This window comes from Thiothrix lacustris DSM 21227 (assembly GCF_000621325.1).
GTDB lineage: Bacteria > Pseudomonadota > Gammaproteobacteria > Thiotrichales > Thiotrichaceae > Thiothrix > Thiothrix lacustris.
In genome coordinates this window covers 1-21,509 of sequence record NZ_JHYQ01000013.1, presented here as the reverse complement: position 1 = coordinate 21,509, position 21,509 = coordinate 1, and the positions used below count along the sequence as shown (strand labels likewise).

Annotated in this window: 25 protein-coding genes; 7 read left to right on the top strand and 18 right to left on the bottom strand. The window is 53.4% G+C overall.

Features of this window, described 5'->3' with window-relative positions; translation table 11 throughout:
- Positions 1–24 precede the first annotated feature (24 nt).
- Genes Q394_RS0106745 through Q394_RS21345 form a run of 5 tightly spaced genes read left to right on the top strand, consistent with a single transcriptional unit; the run spans position 25 to position 5,394 of the window.
- Positions 25–1,959, top strand: coding sequence for a transglycosylase SLT domain-containing protein (locus tag Q394_RS0106745; RefSeq protein ID WP_038140781.1), 1,935 nt, complete (start codon positions 25–27; stop codon positions 1,957–1,959).
- Positions 1,931–2,995, top strand: a complete 1,065-nt coding sequence (gene gspK / locus Q394_RS0106740) for a type II secretion system minor pseudopilin GspK (RefSeq protein ID WP_028488609.1) — start codon at positions 1,931–1,933, stop codon at positions 2,993–2,995. Before Q394_RS0106745 ends, gspK begins: the two co-directional genes overlap by 29 nt.
- A complete protein-coding gene (gspL, locus tag Q394_RS0106735) occupies positions 2,964–4,160 on the top strand; it encodes a type II secretion system protein GspL (RefSeq protein ID WP_028488608.1) in 1,197 nt (398 codons plus the stop codon). Before gspK ends, gspL begins: the two co-directional genes overlap by 32 nt.
- Positions 4,157–4,636, top strand: coding sequence for a type II secretion system protein GspM (gspM, locus tag Q394_RS0106730; RefSeq protein ID WP_028488607.1), 480 nt, complete (start codon positions 4,157–4,159; stop codon positions 4,634–4,636). The genes gspL and gspM overlap by 4 nt, the downstream gene beginning before the upstream one ends.
- Positions 4,633–5,394, top strand: a complete 762-nt coding sequence (locus Q394_RS21345; RefSeq protein ID WP_028488606.1) for a type II secretion system protein N — start codon at positions 4,633–4,635, stop codon at positions 5,392–5,394. The genes gspM and Q394_RS21345 overlap by 4 nt, the downstream gene beginning before the upstream one ends.
- 75 nt (positions 5,395–5,469) lie before the next feature.
- On the opposite strand, the gene Q394_RS0106720 is transcribed toward Q394_RS21345, so the two are convergent.
- From Q394_RS0106720 to Q394_RS0106710, 3 genes are all read right to left on the bottom strand, one after another.
- Positions 5,470–6,798, bottom strand: coding sequence for an ammonium transporter (locus Q394_RS0106720; RefSeq protein ID WP_028488605.1), 1,329 nt, complete (start codon positions 6,796–6,798; stop codon positions 5,470–5,472).
- 16 nt (positions 6,799–6,814) lie between these two features.
- Positions 6,815–7,153, bottom strand: coding sequence for a P-II family nitrogen regulator (locus Q394_RS0106715; RefSeq protein ID WP_028488604.1), 339 nt, complete (start codon positions 7,151–7,153; stop codon positions 6,815–6,817).
- 63 nt (positions 7,154–7,216) lie between these two features.
- On the bottom strand, positions 7,217–7,885 hold the full coding sequence (locus Q394_RS0106710; protein WP_028488603.1) for a TorF family putative porin: 669 nt from the start codon (positions 7,883–7,885) through the stop codon (positions 7,217–7,219).
- Positions 7,886–8,168: 283 nt separating this feature from the next.
- Between Q394_RS0106710 and ubiK the strand changes: the two genes are divergently transcribed.
- Complete coding sequence (ubiK, locus tag Q394_RS0106705; RefSeq protein WP_028488602.1) at positions 8,169–8,432, top strand: ubiquinone biosynthesis accessory factor UbiK; 264 nt, start codon at positions 8,169–8,171, stop codon at positions 8,430–8,432.
- 3 nt (positions 8,433–8,435) lie between these two features.
- Here ubiK and ureG read toward each other — a convergent pair whose 3' ends face one another.
- The 14 genes from ureG to Q394_RS0106630 form a co-directional block, all read right to left on the bottom strand.
- A complete protein-coding gene (gene ureG, locus Q394_RS0106700) occupies positions 8,436–9,044 on the bottom strand; it encodes an urease accessory protein UreG (RefSeq protein ID WP_028488601.1) in 609 nt (202 codons plus the stop codon).
- Between the two features lie 14 nt (positions 9,045–9,058).
- Positions 9,059–9,733 (bottom strand): urease accessory protein UreF, encoded by a 675-nt coding sequence (locus Q394_RS0106695; RefSeq protein ID WP_084260383.1) that lies wholly within the window; start codon positions 9,731–9,733, stop codon positions 9,059–9,061.
- Positions 9,723–10,169 carry an urease accessory protein UreE gene (ureE, locus tag Q394_RS0106690; protein WP_028488599.1) on the bottom strand — a complete coding sequence of 149 codons (447 nt, stop codon included), beginning with the start codon at positions 10,167–10,169 and terminating at the stop codon, positions 9,723–9,725. The genes Q394_RS0106695 and ureE overlap by 11 nt, the downstream gene beginning before the upstream one ends.
- Before the next feature lie 8 nt (positions 10,170–10,177).
- The gene (gene ureC / locus Q394_RS0106685; protein WP_028488598.1) at positions 10,178–11,929 is read right to left on the bottom strand and encodes an urease subunit alpha; all 1,752 of its coding nucleotides are present in this window, start codon (positions 11,927–11,929) and stop codon (positions 10,178–10,180) included.
- Entirely contained in the window at positions 11,926–12,234 is a 309-nt protein-coding gene (locus Q394_RS0106680) for an urease subunit beta (RefSeq protein ID WP_028488597.1), read from the bottom strand. The genes ureC and Q394_RS0106680 overlap by 4 nt, the downstream gene beginning before the upstream one ends.
- A 10-nt stretch (positions 12,235–12,244) precedes the next feature.
- Positions 12,245–12,547 carry an urease subunit gamma gene (ureA, locus tag Q394_RS0106675; RefSeq protein WP_028488596.1) on the bottom strand — a complete coding sequence of 101 codons (303 nt, stop codon included), beginning with the start codon at positions 12,545–12,547 and terminating at the stop codon, positions 12,245–12,247.
- Between the two features lie 14 nt (positions 12,548–12,561).
- Entirely contained in the window at positions 12,562–13,398 is an 837-nt protein-coding gene (locus Q394_RS0106670; RefSeq protein WP_028488595.1) for an urease accessory protein UreD, read from the bottom strand.
- Positions 13,391–13,609 (bottom strand): hypothetical protein, encoded by a 219-nt coding sequence (locus Q394_RS0106665; protein ID WP_028488594.1) that lies wholly within the window; start codon positions 13,607–13,609, stop codon positions 13,391–13,393. The genes Q394_RS0106670 and Q394_RS0106665 overlap by 8 nt, the downstream gene beginning before the upstream one ends.
- A 31-nt stretch (positions 13,610–13,640) precedes the next feature.
- Positions 13,641–14,336 carry an urea ABC transporter ATP-binding subunit UrtE gene (gene urtE / locus Q394_RS0106660; RefSeq protein WP_028488593.1) on the bottom strand — a complete coding sequence of 232 codons (696 nt, stop codon included), beginning with the start codon at positions 14,334–14,336 and terminating at the stop codon, positions 13,641–13,643.
- Positions 14,337–15,128 (bottom strand): urea ABC transporter ATP-binding protein UrtD, encoded by a 792-nt coding sequence (gene urtD / locus Q394_RS0106655; protein WP_028488592.1) that lies wholly within the window; start codon positions 15,126–15,128, stop codon positions 14,337–14,339.
- Complete coding sequence (gene urtC / locus Q394_RS0106650; protein WP_028488591.1) at positions 15,125–16,237, bottom strand: urea ABC transporter permease subunit UrtC; 1,113 nt, start codon at positions 16,235–16,237, stop codon at positions 15,125–15,127. Before urtC ends, urtD begins: the two co-directional genes overlap by 4 nt.
- 3 nt (positions 16,238–16,240) lie before the next feature.
- Positions 16,241–17,803 (bottom strand): urea ABC transporter permease subunit UrtB, encoded by a 1,563-nt coding sequence (gene urtB / locus Q394_RS0106645; RefSeq protein ID WP_028488590.1) that lies wholly within the window; start codon positions 17,801–17,803, stop codon positions 16,241–16,243.
- Between the two features lie 105 nt (positions 17,804–17,908).
- Positions 17,909–19,219, bottom strand: a complete 1,311-nt coding sequence (gene urtA, locus Q394_RS0106640) for an urea ABC transporter substrate-binding protein (protein WP_028488589.1) — start codon at positions 19,217–19,219, stop codon at positions 17,909–17,911.
- 224 nt (positions 19,220–19,443) lie between these two features.
- Positions 19,444–20,118, bottom strand: a complete 675-nt coding sequence (locus Q394_RS0106630; RefSeq protein WP_028488588.1) for a TorF family putative porin — start codon at positions 20,116–20,118, stop codon at positions 19,444–19,446.
- A 278-nt stretch (positions 20,119–20,396) separates the two neighbouring features.
- Here Q394_RS0106630 and Q394_RS0106625 point away from each other — a divergent pair, with 278 nt between their 5' ends.
- Positions 20,397–21,170 carry an ABC transporter ATP-binding protein gene (locus tag Q394_RS0106625; RefSeq protein ID WP_028488587.1) on the top strand — a complete coding sequence of 258 codons (774 nt, stop codon included), beginning with the start codon at positions 20,397–20,399 and terminating at the stop codon, positions 21,168–21,170.
- Positions 21,171–21,357: 187 nt separating this feature from the next.
- On the opposite strand, the gene Q394_RS23060 is transcribed toward Q394_RS0106625, so the two are convergent.
- Positions 21,358–21,495 carry a transposase gene (locus tag Q394_RS23060; protein WP_084260302.1) on the bottom strand — a complete coding sequence of 46 codons (138 nt, stop codon included), beginning with the start codon at positions 21,493–21,495 and terminating at the stop codon, positions 21,358–21,360.
- Positions 21,496–21,509 lie beyond the last annotated feature (14 nt).

The window sequence follows — 21,509 nt, the reverse complement described above, 5'->3', positions numbered from 1 at the left end:
CCTGTTTTAATGAGCCGACTTTTATTGACCGTTACATATTGCGCCTTATCCTGCATCCCGCCAGCCTTAGCGGAGTTGCCGGGAAACCAGCGCGAACTCTTTTTACAAGCGTATAATAAACAGCAAGCCGGTGACACCAGTGGCTTCACCACCTCACCAACTGAGATGCAGCAATACCCACTCCACCCGTGGCTGGAATACGGCTATCTCAAACAAAACTTTGAAACGACGCCTGATGCACAGGTACTGGCTTTTACCGAGCGTAATCCAAACTCCCTCATGTCAGATGCACTGTACACGCAATTAAGCAAACGGCTAGCAGGCAAACAAGACTGGCAAAAACTGCTAAGTACCATTCCGCCTGACCTCGATAATACTGACACCCAATGCTACCGCGCCCAAGCGCTCATGGCGGTCGGTCAAAAACAAGCGGCACTGGATACTGGTAAACAAGCTTGGATGAGTATCACTAACGGCATTTCTAATGCCTGTACCCCTGTCACGGATTTGCTACGTCGCCATGTACAACTTTCCACCAACGATTACTGGGAACGCATCCGCGCCGCACTCGACAAAAACCAGATCACACTCGCCTCACAACTAGCCGCTGATTTACCCGTCGAAGCACGCAATGCCATCGATACATGGATACAAATACGCAAAAGTCCCGCAGAGGCATTACCCAATGCCATCCAACAACCCGATACGCCTTATCTGCGTGATGCCATCGGCTATGGGTTGGAACGCCTTGCCAGAAAAGAGCCTCAACTCGCCGAAACCTTGTGGGCGACTGCTCGCCAAAAGCTCAAATATACGTCAGAAGAAAACGCCAAAGTCGAAAGTGCTCTAGGCATGTATCAAGCCTTACGCCGTGACCCGGCCGCCCTACCCCGGCTTGCCGCCATTCCCTCCGCACAACGTAGTCAGGAGGGTAATCTATGGATGGCACGCGCCGCTGCTCGAACGGGTGATTGGGAAAAACTACTGGATGCCACTCGCCAGCTTAAATTCGACAACGCCCGCGATGCCGCAGGCTGGCAATACTGGCAGGCTCGGGCGCTTGAACAAACGGGCAAAAAACGCGAAGCCACCTCGCTTTACACCAAAATTGCGCCACAAGCGACATTTTACGGCTTTCTCGCCGCCGACCATTTGGGGCAAGATTATGAAAGCTTAAAAATCAAACCGATTGATCGCAGCCAGCGGGTTGCTGGTTTGCAAAAAATAGCGGCCATCCAACGGGCACTTGAATGGTTTGCGCTAGGCAAACGCGAGCAAGGGCGCAAGGAATGGTTTCGTGCCCTCAAAGCCATGGATAAAGATGGCGTATTAGCCATGGCCGACTTAGCAACGCGCTCCGGTGACCCAAGCCTTGCCATATTGACAGTAGCCAAGGCTAAGGAGTGGGATGAAATCAACTTACGCTTCCCCCTAGTACACACTGAACTGGCGATGGAGCAAGGCCGTAACCAAGGCATTCAACCCGCGTGGATCATGGGCGTGATGCGCCGTGAAAGCGCCTTTGATGCCAACGTGGAATCGGGTGCAAAAGCCCTTGGCCTGATGCAACTAATTCCCCCCACCGCCCGCTCGGTTGGTAACAAGCTAGGGCTAAACATCAAAGGGCGAGATGATATTTTACACCCCCCAACCAATATACAACTGGGGAGTGCCTACTTGCGTGACATGCTAGGAAAATTCTCCGGTAACTATGCCCAAGCCACGGCAGCTTACAACGCAGGGCCGGGGCGTCCGCCGCAATGGGCTCCCGACACAACCATCAATGCAGACCAATGGGTAGAAAGCATTCCATTTACTGAAACACGCGATTACGTACAAGCTGTCATGGCTTATACCACCATTTACGACGACAAACTGAATCCGGGCAAAGGTCGTCGCCTATCTGAACGTTTACCACCGATTGCACCTAATGCACCCAAACCAACGACTACACCCTAAAAAATCACCCCGCCAACAACGCGGCATCGCCATCCTGTCCGTGTTGGTCATTGCGGTGCTCATTGTCACGCTAGCGGCGGTCGTTGTTGCCCGCCAAAGCCGGGCAGTACGCCAAACCGACAACTTTCAATCACTGGAGCGTGCGTGGCAATACGCGTTCATGATGGAACAATACGCCGGATTGCAACTGCAACTCGATGCGCAAGATAATAAATATGATGCCCTTACCGACCGCTGGGCATACAACCTTCCTACCCAAACACTCACCGAGGAAAGTGGGGCTATCGTGCGTTTCAGCGGCAAGATTGAAGACCTGCAAGGGCGCTTCAATCTCAACAATCTCGTCAGCCAAGAAGGAGAGCAACGCGGCAAACTAGATGGTGCGGCCATTGGCCAATTAAAACCCTTCGTCACCGATGCAGGCTTACCCCCCGGTTTTACCGACGCTATTGCTGATTGGCTAGACAGTAATACCCAGCCACAAGGTGTTGACGGGGCGGAACGTGATTACTACTTGTCAGGTTCTATCCCCTATCTTGCTGCTGACATGCCATTTGCCGACCCTAGCGAGGTACGCCTATTACGGCTAGAAATACAAGACCCCGACCTCAAGGACAAAGCACTGAATCGATTTCTCTCTACTGTGACCGTGCTACCCTTCCAGAAAACCACGATCAACCCCAATACCGCCGACAAAACAGTATTGAAAGCCCTGCGCCTAAGTGATGCCCAAATCGCGCTGATTTTGGATAAACGCAAACTCAAACAAGCGTATACCAGCAAAGCAGAGTTCAATCAGGAGATGGCCTTTACCCCCGGTAAAGATGACGTGCTCATCAATAGCCTTGACGTAACCACCCAATATTTCCGCTTGACTGGCGAAGTACAGATCAACCGGGCGCGGGTTTTCGTCAACAGTCTGTTATTGCGTGACGCAAAGGGGGGGGTTCGTGTCATAATGCGCCAATTCGACCGGGTTAACGAACAACCAATAACGACTAACGATGCTAGTAATACGTCTGCAAACACCGAATGACCTTGACCCTGCTTGGGCAGTGCTCACCAATAAGCCTGCTGATTGGCAACATGGTTCATGGGAAAAACTACTACCTGCCACACGTGGGCAAGATGTAGTGTTGCTGATTCCCAGCCGGGAAGTCCTACTCACCCAAACCAACGTCAACACCCGTAACCAAAAACAGTTACAACAAGCGGTGCCATTTTCACTAGAAGACAGCATTGCCGATGACCTCGACAATCAACACATTGTGTGGCAAACCCACCCAAACTCCACTCAAGTAGACGTTGCCATCATCAAACGCGAACGCCTACGTGAATGGGTCAATGCCTTACAAACGCATCAGTTACGCGCCAATGTTATTTTGCCGGATCTATTCGCGCTACCGTGGGAAGCCGACACCCCCACACTCTGGCAACAGGGTGAATTCATCTGGGTCAGAACCAGCGAGCTGTCTGGCTATGCGAGTACTCACGCAGCCTTACCACTGCTGCTCGACAGCCTAACCTCGGGCAAAACGGAACCCGTTCCCCTACGACTGTACAGTGATCAAGCTGACACATGGGCAAGCGATCCCCGTTTTGAAATCACACCAGAAGCACAAGCAGAACAACTTCTACCCGCCAGCCTACAACCCACCCTCAAGCTCAACCTACTCCAAGGCTTGCAGGACGAAAACCGTGCCCAACTACGCCAACAATGGCAACGCTGGAAGCTAGCGACAGGGTTAGCAGCGGCTTCCGCCATACTGGCTGTTGGTCTTTATGGGGTAGAAAGCTACCGCCTGCAACAGCAACTGGATTCAATCGATGAACAAAATCTGCAACTCTTTACCGAACTGTTTCCTGATGTCAGCGACGTTGACCCACGTAGCCTAAAAAACAGGCTGGCCTCAGAAGTAGCACGGGTACGCGGCAAAGGCAGCAGTTCCAGCAACAATACCAGCCCCTTGCCTCAACTTTCTGCATTTGCAGCCGCCATGAGCAGCACAGGCGACCTAACAGTTGAAGATATCCGTGCCCAAAACGGCGAACTCACCCTCAACCTACAAGCCAAAACGCAACAAGCTATTGAAACCTTACGTGACACACTGGAAAAATCCCTTGGTAGCTCAGTGGAACTACAATCCTCACGCACTGCCGATAGCGTCAAAGCAACCCTCACAATGGGAGGCAAATCATGAACATATGGTGGCAAAGCCTCGCAGCCTCTGAACGCCGCCTCGTCACATGGGGCGCCATTCTCATTGGTCTAACCATGCTATGGCTCTTTATCTGGAAACCCTTAACGGCTCACCACCAGTTATTACAACAAGATCTAGCAGACGCACAAGCCACTTATACTGACATGCAACAACAGCGAGCAAGCCTTCTCGCGTTGCGCGGTGGCTCCCCTGGCTCACCTGCTGCAACAAAGGGCAGTTTGCACACCACCGTGATTGCCGCACTCAAACAATTCCAACTGGATGGTGCTGGCACAACGTCCGAAGAAAAAGATAAAAAAACTGTCACCCTCAAACTAGAAGCCAAGCCCTTCGACACTCTGGCGCAATTTCTGGCAACGCTGGAAACCCAACACGCCACCAATACCACCGCCATGACCCTGAAACCCGCAGGCAAACCCGGCACGGTTGACGCACAAATTACGCTGGAACAATGAAAACACGCACCCTGATTATTGCAGGCGTCAGCAGCTTCCTGCTCGCCTCCCTCGCCCAACTCCCTGCCAGTCTGGTATTGTCAAAACTACCCGCTGACATCCCCGTGCAATTACAAGGCATCAACGGAACGCTATGGGCTGGTGGCGCTACATCCCTCAGTAGCCAAGGCGTGCAAATTAAAAATCTACAATGGGAACTACACGGCGCTCCCCTTTTAAAAGGGCAACTCGCCGCAGACTTGCGTGGCACGCTGGCACAAGGCGGGCAATTCGATGGTATTTGCAGCATTAACCTTGGCGGCACGCTCCGCTGCACTCCTTTGAATATCAGCAACTTACCTGCAACAGCGCTTGCGCCCTACTTACAAAACTTAATGATTCCGCCGCTAAGTGGCAACTTCCAAGCCAACCTAAGCAGTCTGGAATGGGATCAGCAAACCTTCCCGCAACTCAGTGGGCACGGCGAATGGCAAGAAGCAGGCGTGCAAATGCTGCCGCAACGCTACGGCAATTACACCGCCATTATTAACGGTGCTGCCAATGATGCCCAGCAAATCAGCCTTGCATCCGCCCCTGACGCTGCTTTTTCCCTGAATGGCACGATCACCTTACAAACCGATGGCCAGTACAAAAGCGAATTAAACCTGAAACCGGGTAGCAGCATCGACGAAGGCACCAAACAATTCCTCGCCAGCTTCATTGTCCCACCACAGCCGGATGGCACTTTCCAGATACGCGAGCAAGGGAAACTGCCCTAAATCCCCCCCATAAAAAAGGCGGGAGTGTTAGTCCCGCCAGCAATCGACTCAAAAATGTTAATGACTAGCTCATGCTTACAAGGTATAAGCACGCTCGCCGTGAGAAGCTGTATCCAAACCTTGACGTTCGTCTTCTTCCGATACGCGCAAACCCATTGTCATATCAATCAGTTTGAACAACACAAAGCTGACCACACCTGACCAAACAACCGTTAAGAGCACACCTTTAGCCTGTGTGAATACCTGACCCATCATCGCATAGTCATCCACACCAACACCGCCCAACGCAGGGGATACAAAGATACCCGTACCGATAGCACCAATGATGCCGCCCAAACCGTGGATACCGAACACATCCAAACTATCGTCATAACCGAACATCTTCTTCAGGCCAGTCACGCCCCACAAGCACGCTGCACCTGCGATAGCTCCCAGTACGATAGCGCCCATTGGCCCTACCAAACCAGCCGCCGGTGTGACGGCAACCAAGCCAGCAACCACACCAGACGCCACACCCAACATAGAAGGCTTACCGCGCAACAGTGACTCAGTCAACATCCACGCCATACCACCAGCCGCAGTCGCCAGAATCGTGTTAATGAAAGCCAGACCAGCACCACCGTTGGCTTCTAGGTTAGAACCAGCGTTGAAACCGAACCAGCCTACCCACAACAAAGAAGCACCAATCATCGTCATCGGCAAGTTGTGTGGTGTCATTGGGTCACGACCATAACCAACCCGCTTACCTAATACAATCGCACCAACCAGTGCCGCAATACCCGCGTTGATGTGTACAACCGTACCACCCGCAAAATCCAGATCGCCTGATTCAAACAAATAACCGCCCGTTGCCCACACCATGTGCGTAATAGGCAGGTAAGAAAGCGTGAACCACAGTGCGCCAAACACCATCAGTGCCGAGAACTTTACCCGTTCTGCCAGACCACCCACAATCAACGCAACCGTAATGGCCGCGAAGGTCAACTGGAACGATACAAACACCAGTTCAGGGATAACCACACCATCAGTAAAAGTTGCAGCAGTGCTATCCGCCGTAATCCCCGCGAGGAACAGCTTGGAAAAATCACCGATCATCCAGTTCAAGCTACCGCCATCCCCAAATGCCAAGGAGTAACCATAAATCGCCCACAACAAGGAAATCATGCAGAAAATCGCCATAACCTGTGTCAGCACTGACAACATGTTTTTGGCACGAACCAAACCGCCGTAAAACAGTGCCACGCCCGGCACAATCATCAGGATAACCAGCAAAGTAGACAGCATCATCCATGCTGTATCACCCTTATCAGGTACTGGAACAGCCGCAGCCACTTCATCCGCACCCGCCATACCGGAAAAGCCCAACAAGGCCACCAGCATCAATAAACCTAAACGAATATTCATGTAAAAACCCCCTCGCTTACAGTGCATCTACGCCGTTTTCGCCTGTGCGAATACGAATGACTTGTTCAACTGTGGTCACAAAAATTTTGCCATCACCAATTTTGCCAGTATTGGCGGATTTGCTGATGGCCTCAATCACCTGATCCACCTGCGACTCTGCGACCGCTGCTTCGAGCTTAATTTTTGGCAGGAAATCCACCACGTATTCTGCACCACGGTACAATTCGGTATGGCCTTTCTGACGTCCAAAACCTTTAACTTCTGTGACTGTAATGCCCTTAATGCCAATTTCACCGAGGGCATCGCGTACATCATCCAACTTGAATGGCTTGATAATTGCTGTCACTATTTTCATAAAACAAACTCCTTGCTCATAAATGATGCCTCCGCTCTGACAGCGAAGACTCACAGAAAAAACTTAAAAATCGAATGATTTTGCCCAAGAAACAGATACCAAAGGATCCGTATCAGGCAACGTAGAATCATCAACGGCCAACGTCACATCACCGGCTTTATCAAAGCCTTTGCTCAGGGAAAGCTGTGTATGGCTGTAATCGCTAGCACCGTCAGCCTCGTAATCGACACGACCAATTTTCGCGCCATAACCAATGCCATTACTGAATTCACCGCTGTAACCGAGGCCGTAATACAAGTTACCCTCGTCAGTATCAGTACCCTCGGTATCGACACCATAAGACACTTCAGCTTCCAGCCCTTTCAAGCCAGCTTTTGCGTACACTTCAGTCGCATCCAACGCCATGTCTTCACTGGGGTACATATAACGGATAGCGCCAACGTCAAAGTTCAGCTCGCCTTTTAGGTCTTTTTTGTAACCGGCATACACATCTACTTCCGCACCATTATAAACATCTGGGAAATCCACATTGGATGCCCAAGTCCCCACATACAAGCCATTATCAGCCTCATAATCCAGACCAGCCTGTACTGCCGCACCTTCATCTGTCTGTGTTACACCGCGCCAGATATAATCACTGGTTACACCGATGTTTGCGCTAGCACCCGCCTGAGCTTGGGAAACAACCAACAGTGAACCCATCACGGCCATGGTTAACAACGTCTTCTTCATCACATAATCTCCTCGAAAATAAATTTCTCGTTTAATGTCTGAATGTCTTGTAGAACACAGTTGCAAGCGACGTGCCAACCTAAAAAATCACTGAAACAGACAAGTAAATACATACATTGTTGTAAAAAAGCAGCAATTCATACCGTTTACCCTAGGTCATTCCCGCACAAAAGCACCATAAAAGTGCATTAGCCAACCCTGATGCACTATAGCCACGACAAACACCCTGCCTTTACAGAATTTGCTACAATCCGGGGCATTCACTCACTTTAAGGAATTCCCCATGCAAAGTTTTGGCAACCTTGACGATCTGGCAAAGAAACTATCAGCCCTGCTGCCCGAACCGGTACGGCACATGCAGGAAGATGTGGAAAAGAACATGCGCGGCCTGCTCGAAGGCGGCCTGCAAAAGATGAATCTGGTCACGCGGGAAGAATTCGATATTCAATCGGCGGTACTGTTGCGTACCCGTGAAAAACTGGAGGCATTGGAAAAGCGGCTTGCTGAACTCGAAGCCCAGCAAACCCAGATGCAAGCTGGCGCGTAAGGCTTACGCTCGCAACATACCCTTGTGGACGATAAAGTCGATAATCGTCTGCAAGCCCAGCTTTTCGCGCAGGTTGGTAAACACAAACGGGCGTTCGCCACGCATCCGCTTGCTATCGCTTTCCATCACCTCCAGTGACGCGCCCACATAAGGTGCAAGGTCGATCTTGTTGATCACCAACAAGTCAGAACGGGTAATGCCGGGGCCGCCTTTGCGGGGAATCTTCTCGCCTTCCGCCACGTCAATCACGTAAATCGTCAAGTCAGCGAGTTCTGGGCTGAAGGTGGCTGACAGGTTATCGCCACCGCTTTCGATGAAAATCAGGTCAAGCTTCGGGAAGCGGATTTGCAAATCCTCCACCGCCGCCAGATTCATCGAAGCATCTTCGCGAATCGCGGTATGCGGACAACCACCGGTTTCCACGCCGACAATGCGCTCGACCGGCAAGGCTTCGCTACGCATCAGAAATTGCGCATCTTCCTGCGTGTAAATATCGTTGGTGACGACAGCGATGTCGTAAGTGTCGCGCATGGCTTTGCACAAGGCATCCAGCAGCGCGGTCTTGCCAGAACCGACCGGGCCGCCGACACCGACACGTAAGGGGTTGGACATGGTGTTTCCTTTTTTCACGATCTAAACAAACGGGTGTATTGGGTTTCGTGGCGGCTACTGGCAATCGCCAAGGCAGGCGAGGCCGCGCCAATGTCGTCATCCGCCACTTGCAAGCCTTGCACCACGGCAGCGGGAATCAGTGGTGTCATCTGGTGCAGGATTTTCTGCCCCTGCGTTTGCCCCAACGGAATGATTTTCACCGCTGACAACACTAGATTTTCCAGCCAGCTCCACACGTAGCCGCCTGCCGCATCCTGCAAGGGAATATGCCAATGCACCGCCGCGAGGGCAAAAGCGGCGGACTGGCTTTGTGCCAACAAGGGTTTCCATGCGGCAGCGTGCGGTATCTCCAGCGCAATCAGCAAATCGGTGAGGGCGCGTCCCCGGTTTTTTTCTTCCAGCAATAATTCGCTGGTTTCACGGCTGGCGTTGAGGATGTCGATCCAGTGCGCCAGCCGTGCGGTATCACGCTGTTCCACCGCCTGATACAGCCGTTGCAATACGGGTATATCGAGTTGAGTGATACTGCCGTGCAACTGGCTTTCCAGCCATCCGCGCAAATCAGCGGGGCATGTCACCCAGCCACATTCCACCGCCCATTCAATCCCCTGCGAATAGGTAAACGAACCTATCGGCAAAGTCGGGCTAACCAGATGCAGCAGCCGCAGCAGCGCCAGATCAGTGCTCATGCCCACCGCCATATGCACCGGCTTCCGGCTCGAATGGCGCTTGTTCCACCACTACATGCAAGCCCAAACCGTGCAACATATCATCCAGTACATGATCGTGCTGGTAGCGGATCATGCCCTGCATGATTTGCACCGGCACATGGCGATTGCCGAGATGGTAGCAAGCGCGTGCCAATAGCCACGGGTCATCGCAATACAGGGTGGAAACCGTTTCAGGCGCGGCTTGAATGCGGATCAGCTCGCCACTTTCGCCTTGCAGGTAATCGCCGTGTTGCAGGCTGGAACCACGCGGCAGGAACAAGCCTGCATCGCTGCCATCGTCCAGCGTCACGCGCTGGCGGCTGATAATGCGGCGTTCGTGCGGCAAGGTTAACGACAGGTAAGGCTGGCGCTGTGGCACGTTGTTTTTATCTAGAATACGTTCGATCTTCAGCATAATGTCCCCTAAAACAGGAAATAGCGTTGTGCCAACGGCAATTCACTCGCAGGTTCGCAAATCAGCAACTCGCCATCGGCACGCACCTGATAAGTCTGCGAATCCACTTCGATCACCGGCTGGTAATCGTTGTGAATCATGCTGGCTTTGCTGATGCTACGGCAGTTTTTCACTACCCCAATCAGGCTTTGTAGCCCCAATTGCTGATGCACACCTGCGTTGTAGCCCGCTTGCGAGAGGAAAGTCATGGTCGTGGCATGTTTGGCCTTGCCAAATGCACCGAACATCGGGCGGTAATGCACCGGCTGCGGTGTTGGGATCGAGGCATTCGGGTCGCCCATCGGTGCGGCGATAATCATACCGCCCTTGATGATCAGGCTGGGTTTCGCGCCGAAAAACGCCGGTTTCCACAGCACCAGATCGGCGAGTTTGCCGACTTCCACCGAACCGACTTCGTGGGAAATACCGTGCGTAATCGCCGGGTTGATGGTGTATTTCGCCACGTAGCGTTTAGCGCGGAAATTATCGTGGTCTTGGCTTCGGCTTCGCTCAGCCAACGAACCCGAACCCGTTCCCTGAGCGAAGCCGAAGGGAACATCCAGATGTCCACGTTGCACTTTCATTTTGTGCGCGGTTTGCCAAGTGCGGATAATCACTTCGCCCACCCGCCCCATCGCTTGCGAGTCCGAGGAAATCATCGAAAATGCCCCGAGGTCGTGCAGGATGTCTTCGGCCGCAATGGTTTCGCGACGAATACGGCTTTCGGCAAACGCCACGTCTTCGGCAATCGCGGGGGAAAGGTGGTGGCAAACCATCAGCATATCGAGGTGTTCGTCAACCGTATTAATGGTGTAAGGCCGCGTCGGGTTGGTGGACGACGGCAGAATATTGGCTTGCCCACACGCTTTGATAATGTCGGGTGCGTGCCCACCGCCCGCGCCTTCGGTGTGGTAGGTGTGGATCACCCGGCCTTTCATCGCCGCCAGCGTGTCTTCGAGAAAACCCGATTCGTTGAGCGTGTCGGTGTGGATGGCGACTTGCACATCCATTTCATCCGCCACCGTCAGGCAATTGTCGATCGCGGCGGGGGTGGTTCCCCAGTCTTCGTGGAGTTTCAGGCCGATGGCGCCGGCAGCCACCTGTTCGCGCAAAGGGTCGGGTAGGCTGACATTGCCTTTGCCGAGAAAACCGAGGTTCATGGGAAAGCTGTCGGCGGCTTCCAACATGCGGTGCAAATTCCAGATGCCGGGGGTGCAAGTGGTGGCATTCGTGCCGGTTGCAGGCCCCGTGCCGCCGCCGAGCATGGTGGTCACACCGGACATTAGTGCTTCGTCGATTTGTTGCGGGCAAATGAAGTGAATGTGCGAATCAATCCCGCCAGCGGTGAGGATGTGGCCTTCGCCCGCAATCGCTTCCGTGCCAGCGCCAACCAGAATATTCACCCCGGCCTGGGTGTCGGGGTTGCCCGCTTTGCCGATGCCGACAATGCGCCCGTGTTTGATACCGATGTCGGCTTTGACAATGCCCCAGTGATCGAGGATCAGGGCGTTGGTAATGACTACATCGACGACTTCGGCGTCATTGCGCTGGCATTGCCCCATGCCGTCGCGGATGACTTTGCCGCCGCCGAATTTGACTTCATCGCCGTACACGGTGTGGTCGTGTTCGACCTCAATAATGAGGGCGGTATCGCCCAGCCGTACCCGGTCGCCGGTGGTAGGGCCGTACATTTCGGCGTAGGCTTGTCTGCTGATTTTCATGCCAGTTTCCCCATGATTTTGCCTTGGAAACCGTAGACTTCGCGAGTTCCGGCAAGGGCGACCAGTTCAACGTCGCGGGTTTGCCCCGGCTCGAAACGCACGGCTGTTCCCGCTGGAATATTGAGGCGGAAACCGCGTGTTTTGGCGCGTTCAAACGCCAGCGCATCGTTGGTTTCAAAGAAATGGTAATGCGAACCGACCTGAATCGGGCGGTCGCCAGTGTTGGCAACGGTGAGGGTGACGGTTTCGCGCCCTGCATTGAGTTCGATGTCGCCATCAGCGGGAAAAAGTTGTCCGGGGATCATGGCTTGCTCCTTACACAATCGGGTCGTGAACGGTGACGAGTTTAGTGCCATCGGGGAAAGTGGCCTCGACTTGCACGTCGTGGATCATCTCGGCGATGCCATCCATCACGTCGTCACGGCTCAGCAAGGTGCGCCCGTAATCCATCATTTCGGCGACGGATTTGCCGTCGCGTGCACCTTCCATGATCGCGCAACTGATGTAGGCAATCGCTTCGGGGTAGTTGAGTTTTAGGCCACGGGCTTTGCGGCGTTCGGCCAGTAATCCGGCGGTGAACAGCAGCAGCTTGTCTTTTTCGCGGGGGGTGAGTTCCATGTCGTGTGCTCCTCCTAAGTATTCCAGATGCGCGGCGGTACGGCGGGGCGTCCCGTGACCAGCGGGCGAATATGTTGCCAGATGTGGCGAAACAGGCGCTGTGCCTGTGCGGTGCTGTTACCCAAATAACGCACCACCAGCACGCCATTGAGCAGGGTCACGCCTGCGCTGCCATCGGTAATGCCCTGACAGTACGGGCGTACTGCTTCCAGCGTTGCAACACTGGCCGGGGTAGCCAACAGCGTTGCCATCACTGGCTGACCGCGCAATCCTGCTGCGGTATGCAACGCCTGTGCATGGTCAATCAGCAGCCGATCCAGCAACAAAGGTTTGCCGTCGCGGTACAGGGCTGTTTTGAATAAGGCACTGCCCTGCGTGAATAGCTCAGCAATCACCGGACGCCCCAGGCTGTGGATTTCCCAGCCGATGAATTGCGCTGCCGTATCCAGATGGATGGTGCTGCGCAACGCAATCTTCGCGCCGGGGAAGAAAATGTTTTCCTGCGGCAACCATTCCAGACAGCCATCCGTAACGTGGAAATGCTGGTGTTGCTGCGCCTGCAATCCGGCACTGCGGTAGAACTTGGTCGCCCCCGGCGTGGTCAGCAAAGCATGTGCCGCAGGCTCAACCGTGAAATGCAGGTGCAATGCATCACCGCCTACTACTCCACCGGGCGGGTGCAACACGTAGGCGTGGCAGACTTCGCCTTCGGGGTAAAACGGGCGTTGCACCGCCAGTGGGCCGCGCTGACGGCGTGAAGACAACACGGTTTTGTCACCACGCCGACTAAAGCCTAGTGTTAATTCAGCCTGCCAGCCCTCGCCTTGAGTGATGGCGGCAGCTTCAATCACGCTGGCGGGAACGGATACGTTGAGTAAGCAGACGTTTCACACCCGCAAACAGCAACCATGCGCCAAGCACAACCGGCAACAGCATCAGGGTATGCACAATAAAATGGCTAGGCTCTGAAGCCGTTTCCGGGTGGGGCAGAATGCCGGAGTGGGCAGAAACATTTGTCAGCAGCAAGTAACTGAGCGGGATCAGGATAGGTAAAAACTTCACGCTTTTCTCCTTGTAGGTTGGTTTTGTCATATTACACCGTTAAATAGCGCTGAATCAGCCCCTCATTCAGTTCCGCCATCGCACCCTGTGCGACTTGCTGCCCGCGATCCAGAATGCAGAACCGATCCCCCACTTTCCGCGCAAACGGCAGTTTCTGTTCCACCAGCAATACCGTCAGACCGATGTCCTTATTGAGCTTGCGGATGATGTCGCCGATTTCCGCGACGATATTCGGCTGAATGCCTTCGGTGGGTTCGTCGAGAATCAGTAATTTCGGGTCGAGCACTAATGCCCGCCCAATTGCCAACTGCTGTTGCTGCCCGCCGGACAAATCGCCGCCACGCCGCCCCAGCATTTCTTTCAATACCGGAAACAGCTCGAAAATAAACGGCGGAATGCTGCGCACTTTGTCACGCCGCGCTGGTAAACCAATCAGCAAATTCTCTTCCACCGTCAGCAGCGGAAAAATCTGCCGCCCCTGTGGTACGTAACCAATGCCAAGGTTGGCACGCTTTTCCGCATCCACCTCCAGCAGGTTTTGCCCCTGATACTGAATCACGCCATCACGTGCTTTGATCAAGCCCATGATGCACTGGAGCAAGGTGGTTTTGCCCACGCCATTGCGCCCCATCAGCACGGTGCATTCGCCTTCCGGCACCTGCATGTCCAGATTCCACAGCGTATGGCTTTCGCCGTAATACTGGTTGAGTTGTTCGACTTTGAGCATTTATTCCCCCAGATACACTTCGATCACGCGCTGATCGTTTTGTACTTCGTCCATTGTACCTTCTGCCAGCACGCTGCCTTGGTGCAGCACCGTGACCTGATGGGCGATGGAACGCACGAAATCCATGTCATGTTCCACCACCACCACCGAATGCTTGCCTGCCAGCGAGGTGAGCAATTCGGCGGTGCGCTCCATTTCCTGATGGGTCATCCCGGCAACGGGTTCATCGACCAGCAGCAGATAGGGCTTTTGCACCAACAACATGCCGATTTCCAGCCATTGCTTTTGCCCGTGGGACAACGCTCCTGCGGCTTGGTGGTAATGGTCAGTCAGGCCGATGGTCTGCAAGGTTTCGTCGATCAGGGCTTGTTGTTCGCCGCTCAAACGGGCGCGAAGGCTGTACCACACGCTTTTGTTGCCGTGCATGGCGAGTTCCAGATTTTCGGCGACGCTGTGCGACTCGAATACGGTAGGTTTCTGGAATTTGCGCCCGATGCCTGCATTGGCGATTTCAGGTTCAGACAGTTTCAGCAAATCCACCGTTTGCCCGAACCATGCCTGCCCGCTGTCGGGGCGAGTTTTGCCGGTGATAATGTCCATCATGGTGGTTTTGCCTGCACCGTTGGGGCCAATAATGCAGCGCAATTCGCCCTTGTCGATGTACAGCGTCAAGTTATTGATCGCTTTGAAACCGTCGAAACTGACGTTCAAATCCTCCAGATACAGGATGGCTGTGTGACTGGCATCCGGTTGCCCGGCCTCGGTGTGACGTAAATGTGCGCCTTCACTCATGCTTGCACCCTCTTATGAAACCAGCGGCTGTCCTTCAGGTTTTGTACCAGCCCGGCCAAGCCTTGCGGCAAATACAGCGTCACCAGCACAAACAACGCCCCCAGCATGAATATCCACGATTCCGGCATCAGCCCGGTAAACACCGTCTTGGCGTAATTGACCAGAATCGCGCCGATCACCGCGCCGTACAGCGTGGCACGCCCGCCAATCGCCACCCAGATAACAATTTCAATCGAATTCAGCGGGGAAAATTCACCGGGGTTAATAATGCCCACCTGCGGCACATACAACGCCCCCGCCACACCCGCCAACATCGCCGACACCATAAACACCCACACTTTGTAATGCTCGACCCGGTAGCCAACAAAACGGGTACGGCTTTCAGCATCGCGAATCGCCACCACAATCCGTCCCAACTTGGAGTTAATAATGAAACGGCACAGCAAATACCCGCCCGCCAAGGCCAGCCCCGACAGCACGAACAACGTCATGCGCGTATTGTCCGATTGCAGGCTGAAACCAAGAATATCCTTGAAATCGGTCAAGCCATTGTTGCCACCAAAACCCATTTCATTGCGGAAAAACGCCAGCAACAGCGCATACGTCAGCGCTTGGGTAATGATCGACAGATAAACGCCTGTGACCCGCGAACGGAATGCCAGCCAACCAAACACAAATGCCAGCACGCCCGGCACCAGCAATACCATCAGCATTGCAAACCAGAACATGTCAAAGCCCTGCCAGAACCACGGCATTTCCTTCCAGTTGAGGAACACCATAAAGTCCGGCAAGTTCGGGTTGCCATACACCCCCCGGTCGCCAATCTGACGCATCAAATACATGCCCATTGCATAGCCGCCGAGGGCGAAGAATGCGCCGTGTCCAAGGCTTAAAATGCCCAAGTAACCCCACACCAGATCCACGGCTATCGCCAGCAGTGCATAGGTCAAATACTTGCCGAGCAAGGTCACGAGATACGTCGGCATGTGCAGGAAATTGCCTTCCGGCACCAGCAAATTCAGTACCGGAACGAGTACCAGCACCACAGCCAGCACCGCCAGCATGATTTGTCCGCCCCGGTCATTGTGCAGAATACGTGTGATGAACATCGCTTAATCCCCCGCCGCCCGGCCTTTCTGCGGGAACAACCCGCGTGGACGTTTCTGGATGAACAAAATAATGAACACCAGCACCAGAATCTTCGCCAGCACCGCGCCTGCCCACGGCTCCAGCACCTTGTTGACCACGCCCAGCGACAAACCTGCCACCAGCGTTCCCCACAAATTGCCGACCCCGCCGAACACCACCACCATGAACGAGTCGATAATGTAACTCTGCCCCAGATTTGGCCCGACGTTGGTTAACTGACTGAGCGCAACACCCGCGACACCGGCAATGCCCGAGCCCAAACCAAAGGTCAGCGCATCCACCCGCGCCGAACGCACGCCCATTGCCCGTGCCATCGCCCGGTTTTGCGAGACTGCCCGTACTTGCAAACCCAAATTGGTTTTACGCAGCACGAAATACAGCAAGGCAAACACCATCAGGCAGAACAGCACGATGTACAAACGGTTGTAAGTCAGGGAAAGCACGCTGTTGATTTCCAGCGAACCCGACATCCACGACGGGTTGGAAACCGGCACGTTTTGCGGCGAAATCACCGTGCGCACCAGTTGTTGCAGGATCAGGCTGATCCCAAAGGTTGCCAGCAAGGTTTCCAGCGGACGCCCGTACAAATGGCGAATCACGGTACGTTCGATCAGAATCCCCATCAACCCCGACACAATAAACGCCGCAGGCACTGCCACAAACAGGGAGTAATCAATAGCCTGGGGCATCAGTTGCTGCACAATGTAAGTGGTGTAAGCGCCCAGCATAATCAGCTCGCCGTGCGCCATATTGATCACGCCCATCACCCCAAAGGTAATCGCCAGCCCAATCGCCGCCAGCACCAGCACCGAGCCGAGACTCAGGCCGAAAAACAGGGTTTCGGCATAACCGTATAATTCCGCCCGGTCTTCAATCGCTTTCAGGGATGCTTGCGCGGCTTTAGCAACAGCGGCATCGCTATCCGTGGTCATGGTCGTTAAGCGGTTACGCACACCGGGGTTCAAATTGCCTGCCAGTGAAGCAATCGCCGCCAAGCGTACTGGCTGTTCGGCTGCATTCAAATCAGCCATGGCCAAGCCCAGCGACAAAGCTTCCTGCACTGCCGGGTCGGTTTCCTTGTCCAGCAAGCCGCGCAATTGCGGAGCCATGTCCGGCGTAATGGTTTCCAGCAAGCCATTGGCGGACGTCAGCCGTACCGACGCATCCGGGCTGCTCAGGCTCAATTGCCCAATCGCAGCCCGCAAAGAGCGGCGCAAACTGTTCTTGGTGGGAATCTTGCGTAGCCCATCGGTGGATGCGCCATCCGCAACAATCACCAGCGTGCCTTGCTCCTCGTGCTGGTACAGCTTGCCATCCAGCAATGCCTGCAAGTACGGCACGACTTCGGGGTCGCCGCTGGCAGCAAGCAAGTCAATGGCTTCACCCGTTTTATCGAAAGAAGCCTCCGCAAACAAAGCGGCAGCTTGGGTAAAGGCGGCACTTTCCTGCTCAGCCTGTAGCAGCGGACTGAACCACAACAACAAGCTCAACAGGAAAATACGGGGTAAATCATGAGTTTTCAGCATACATATACCTGAACACCGTGAAAGGGAGAGGTATCTGCCGAGAGGATGGAGGTAGAGGATGTGATGGCAGATACCTCTAGGGGAAACGTGTTGTTCTAAACGCGCTTATTCATATTTTTGGCCGGAGCACTTTTTGGTTTCAGTGTTGTAGTTACCGCACGGCTTGCCGTCTGTTTCCTTACCTGTCCAGTCAGCCACGATATTTTTGGAGTCCGGCAGGAAGTCAGACCATGCATCACCCGCGACTTCAGGCGTTTTGGAGACGACTTCAAACTGACCATCTTCCTGAATTTCGCCAATCAGCACGGGCTTGGTGAGGTGATGGTTTGGTAACATTTTGGCAGTACCGCCCGTGAGGTTAGGCACTTCCTGACCAATCATGGCTTCAGCCACTTTATCGGTATCGGTGGATTTGGCTTGCTCAACTGCTTTTACCCACATATTGAAACCGATAACGTGTGCCTCCATCGGGTCATTGGTCACACGCTTGTCGTTCTTGGTGTACGCCTTCCATTGCTTGATGAAGTCTTTATTCGCATCGTTGTCGACGCTCATGAAATAATTCCATGCTGCCAAGTGACCGACCAGTGGCTTGGTGTCGATACCAGAAAGTTCTTCTTCACCAACGGAGAAGGCAACAACCGGGATGTCTTCCGCTGAAATGCCCTGATTGCCCAGTTCCTTGTAAAACGGTACGTTGGCATCACCGTTGATCGTGGAAACTACCGCTGTTTTCTTGCCTTCGCCACCAAACTTCTTGATGTCGGCAACAATGGACTGCCAGTCAGAATGACCAAACGGGGTGTAGTTGATCATGATGTCTTTTTCATCAACACCCTTGGATTTGAGGTAGGCTTCCAAAATCTTGTTAGTGGTACGCGGGTAAACATAGTCGGTACCGGCCAATACCCAACGTTTCACTTCACCTTCTTTCATCAAGTAATCAACAGCGGGGATAGCCTGCTGGTTAGGTGCAGCACCGGTGTAGAACACGTTTTTGGAAGATTCTTCACCCTCGTATTGCACGGGGTAAAACAACAGGCTGTTTTTCTCTTCAAACACCGGCAGGACGGATTTGCGGGAAACCGATGTCCAGCAACCGAACGTTGCCGCCACTTTATCTTTTTCGATCAGGTCACGCGCTTTCTCGGCAAACAATGGCCAGTTGGAAGCGGGGTCCACCACCACGGCTTCGAGCTTTTTGCCCAGTACACCACCCTTTTTATTTTGTTCGTCGATCAGCATCAGCATGGTGTCTTTCAAGGTGGTTTCACTGATGGCCATCGTGCCGGACAGGGAATGCAGTACGCCAACCTTGATCGTGTCATCAGCAGCGGATGCAAGGCCAGACAGACCAAGTGCCGTCGCCATACTTACAACTAGCAGGGTTTGTTTGAAAACGTCTTTAAACAACATGGGTCACTCCTGAATAATGGATAAAACGTGTCAACCTATTCAGGACAAAGCACAAAACGTGCCAGCATTAGTATCTGTTGCGATTGCGCACCAATCTGATGCAAAAAAACAACGTTTTCTGTATAAATGAACCATAACCGTGATAAGCATCACCAGAAAGCCAAACAGCGGGCAAACAAAAAGGGATGCCGTAGCATCCCTTTTTCAAACACGGGTAAACCGCGTTATTTAGTCAATGGCAAGCTATAGCTAACCAAGAACTTCGGATTATCATCCATCTCTTCTTTATCCACCACGAACTGACTAACCGCAAAACTCAGGTTATCGTTGTATTGGTAGCCAAGTTGGATATGACCGGGGCTAGCACCTTCCTCATACATATGCTGACCATACATCGCGGAATATTTGTCTTTGGTGTACTTGGCTGAAACATAGCGGTATGCGTTGTCATCATCACCCTTCAGCGCTTCGTACAAGGTGACATTGACAGGGCCAGAACCTACAGAAACCACGCCATCCATGAGTTCACCGGGTGCAATATTCCCACCGACAGTATCATCTTTATCCGGGTAGGCATAAGTCCAGAGGCTGGCATCCACGTCCAAATTGCCGAGCTTACCACCCCAACCGGCATACAGATCATACTCAGTACCCCAGCTTGCATCACCGGAAGATCCCCAAATGCCCGCGTATGCACCGGAATTATGGGTTGCTTTCAAATCACCTGAAATGGCTGCATCACCATCACCCAAATCCATACCGCGCCACAGATACATATTGGCAACACCAGCGGAAGCCGACACATCCACTCCACCACCAGCACTAGCCGCAGGCACTAACACAGTCGTGGAGAGCAGGGCAACCAGACCAGTGGCTAACATCTTTTGGGTATTTCGCATACGACACCTCAACAATTCAATGAGTAAGAAAAAAATTATCATAATGGTAAGCATAAAAGCAAAATGTGTGCCACATTCGCAACAAACACAATTAAGCGCTATCAATGTGCACCACTCACCAGCACTGCACTATTAAAAGGCAGCATACCTTTATGCCTGTTTTCCAGCAGTGAATTCAAGTGATTTCATGATGGGGATCAAGCTATTGCTTGCTTTCTTGCCCTGATTGTTTTATTGCTTGATCTATTCATTCCTTCTGTTAGCGAGAAAACGCCTGAATGCCCCCGGAACATGCCCTCGTCGTCAACAACATCAAAAAACGCTTCGGTGATTTAGCTGTCCTCAATGGTATCTCGCTGACCGCACACAAGGGCGATGTCATCTCCCTGCTGGGTTCTAGCGGTTCTGGCAAGAGCACCCTACTCCGTTGCATCAACTTGCTGGAAACCCCGGATGAAGGCGAGGTTTACGTCACGGGCGAACGCATTGAAATGACCCATGACCGCCACGGCAAAACCATTCCTAAAAGCCAGAAGCAGGTTGACCACATCCGCACCCGTTTGGGCATGGTGTTCCAAGGCTTCAACTTGTGGAGCCACCGCACCATTCTGGACAATATTATCGAAGCGCCGGTGCATGTTCTCGGCATCCCCAAAGCCGAAGCCAAGGAATACGCACTGGAATTGCTGCATAAGGTCGGTATTGCCAGCAAAGCCGACAGTTACCCCGATCACCTTTCCGGTGGGCAGCAACAGCGCGTTGCCATTGCCCGCGCTCTGGCGATGAAACCCGCCGTGATGCTGTTTGACGAACCCACTTCCGCCCTCGACCCGGAATTGGTGGGCGAAGTGCTGCGCGTGATGCGCCAACTGGCCGACGAAGGCATGACCATGTTGGTCGTCACCCACGAAATGGGCTTTGCGCGGGAAGTCTCCTCACAAGTCATCTTTTTGCACCAAGGGCAAATCGAGGAGCAAGGCAGCCCCGAACAAGTATTCGGCAACCCGATATCCGAACGCTGCCAGCAATTCCTCGCCAGCCAGCTCAAATAACGAGGGTGTAGAAAAACCCGAATCTGATCATCCCATCCAGATCGGGCAGTCATTTTTTTGAACATCCCAAACGACCGGGCGTTTTTTTCAGCGTTGCCGACTTCCTGCTTCCCCATAACGCCCTGAATGCCACCTGATACGCTCAATACGGTGCATTTTTGCGTGTTTGGCAGCATCATTTCCCCCTTCATGCGACATACCCGTAATGTGCCAGCTTTTCGAGGTTGTGCATCAGGCAAAACAGTTTCCATTGCCCGTCCACTTTGGCTTTGCTGCGCAAGGTGAAGCGGTGCAGGCGTTTGTTGCCGCGCAAGTTCCCAAACACGGGTTCGACGGTGG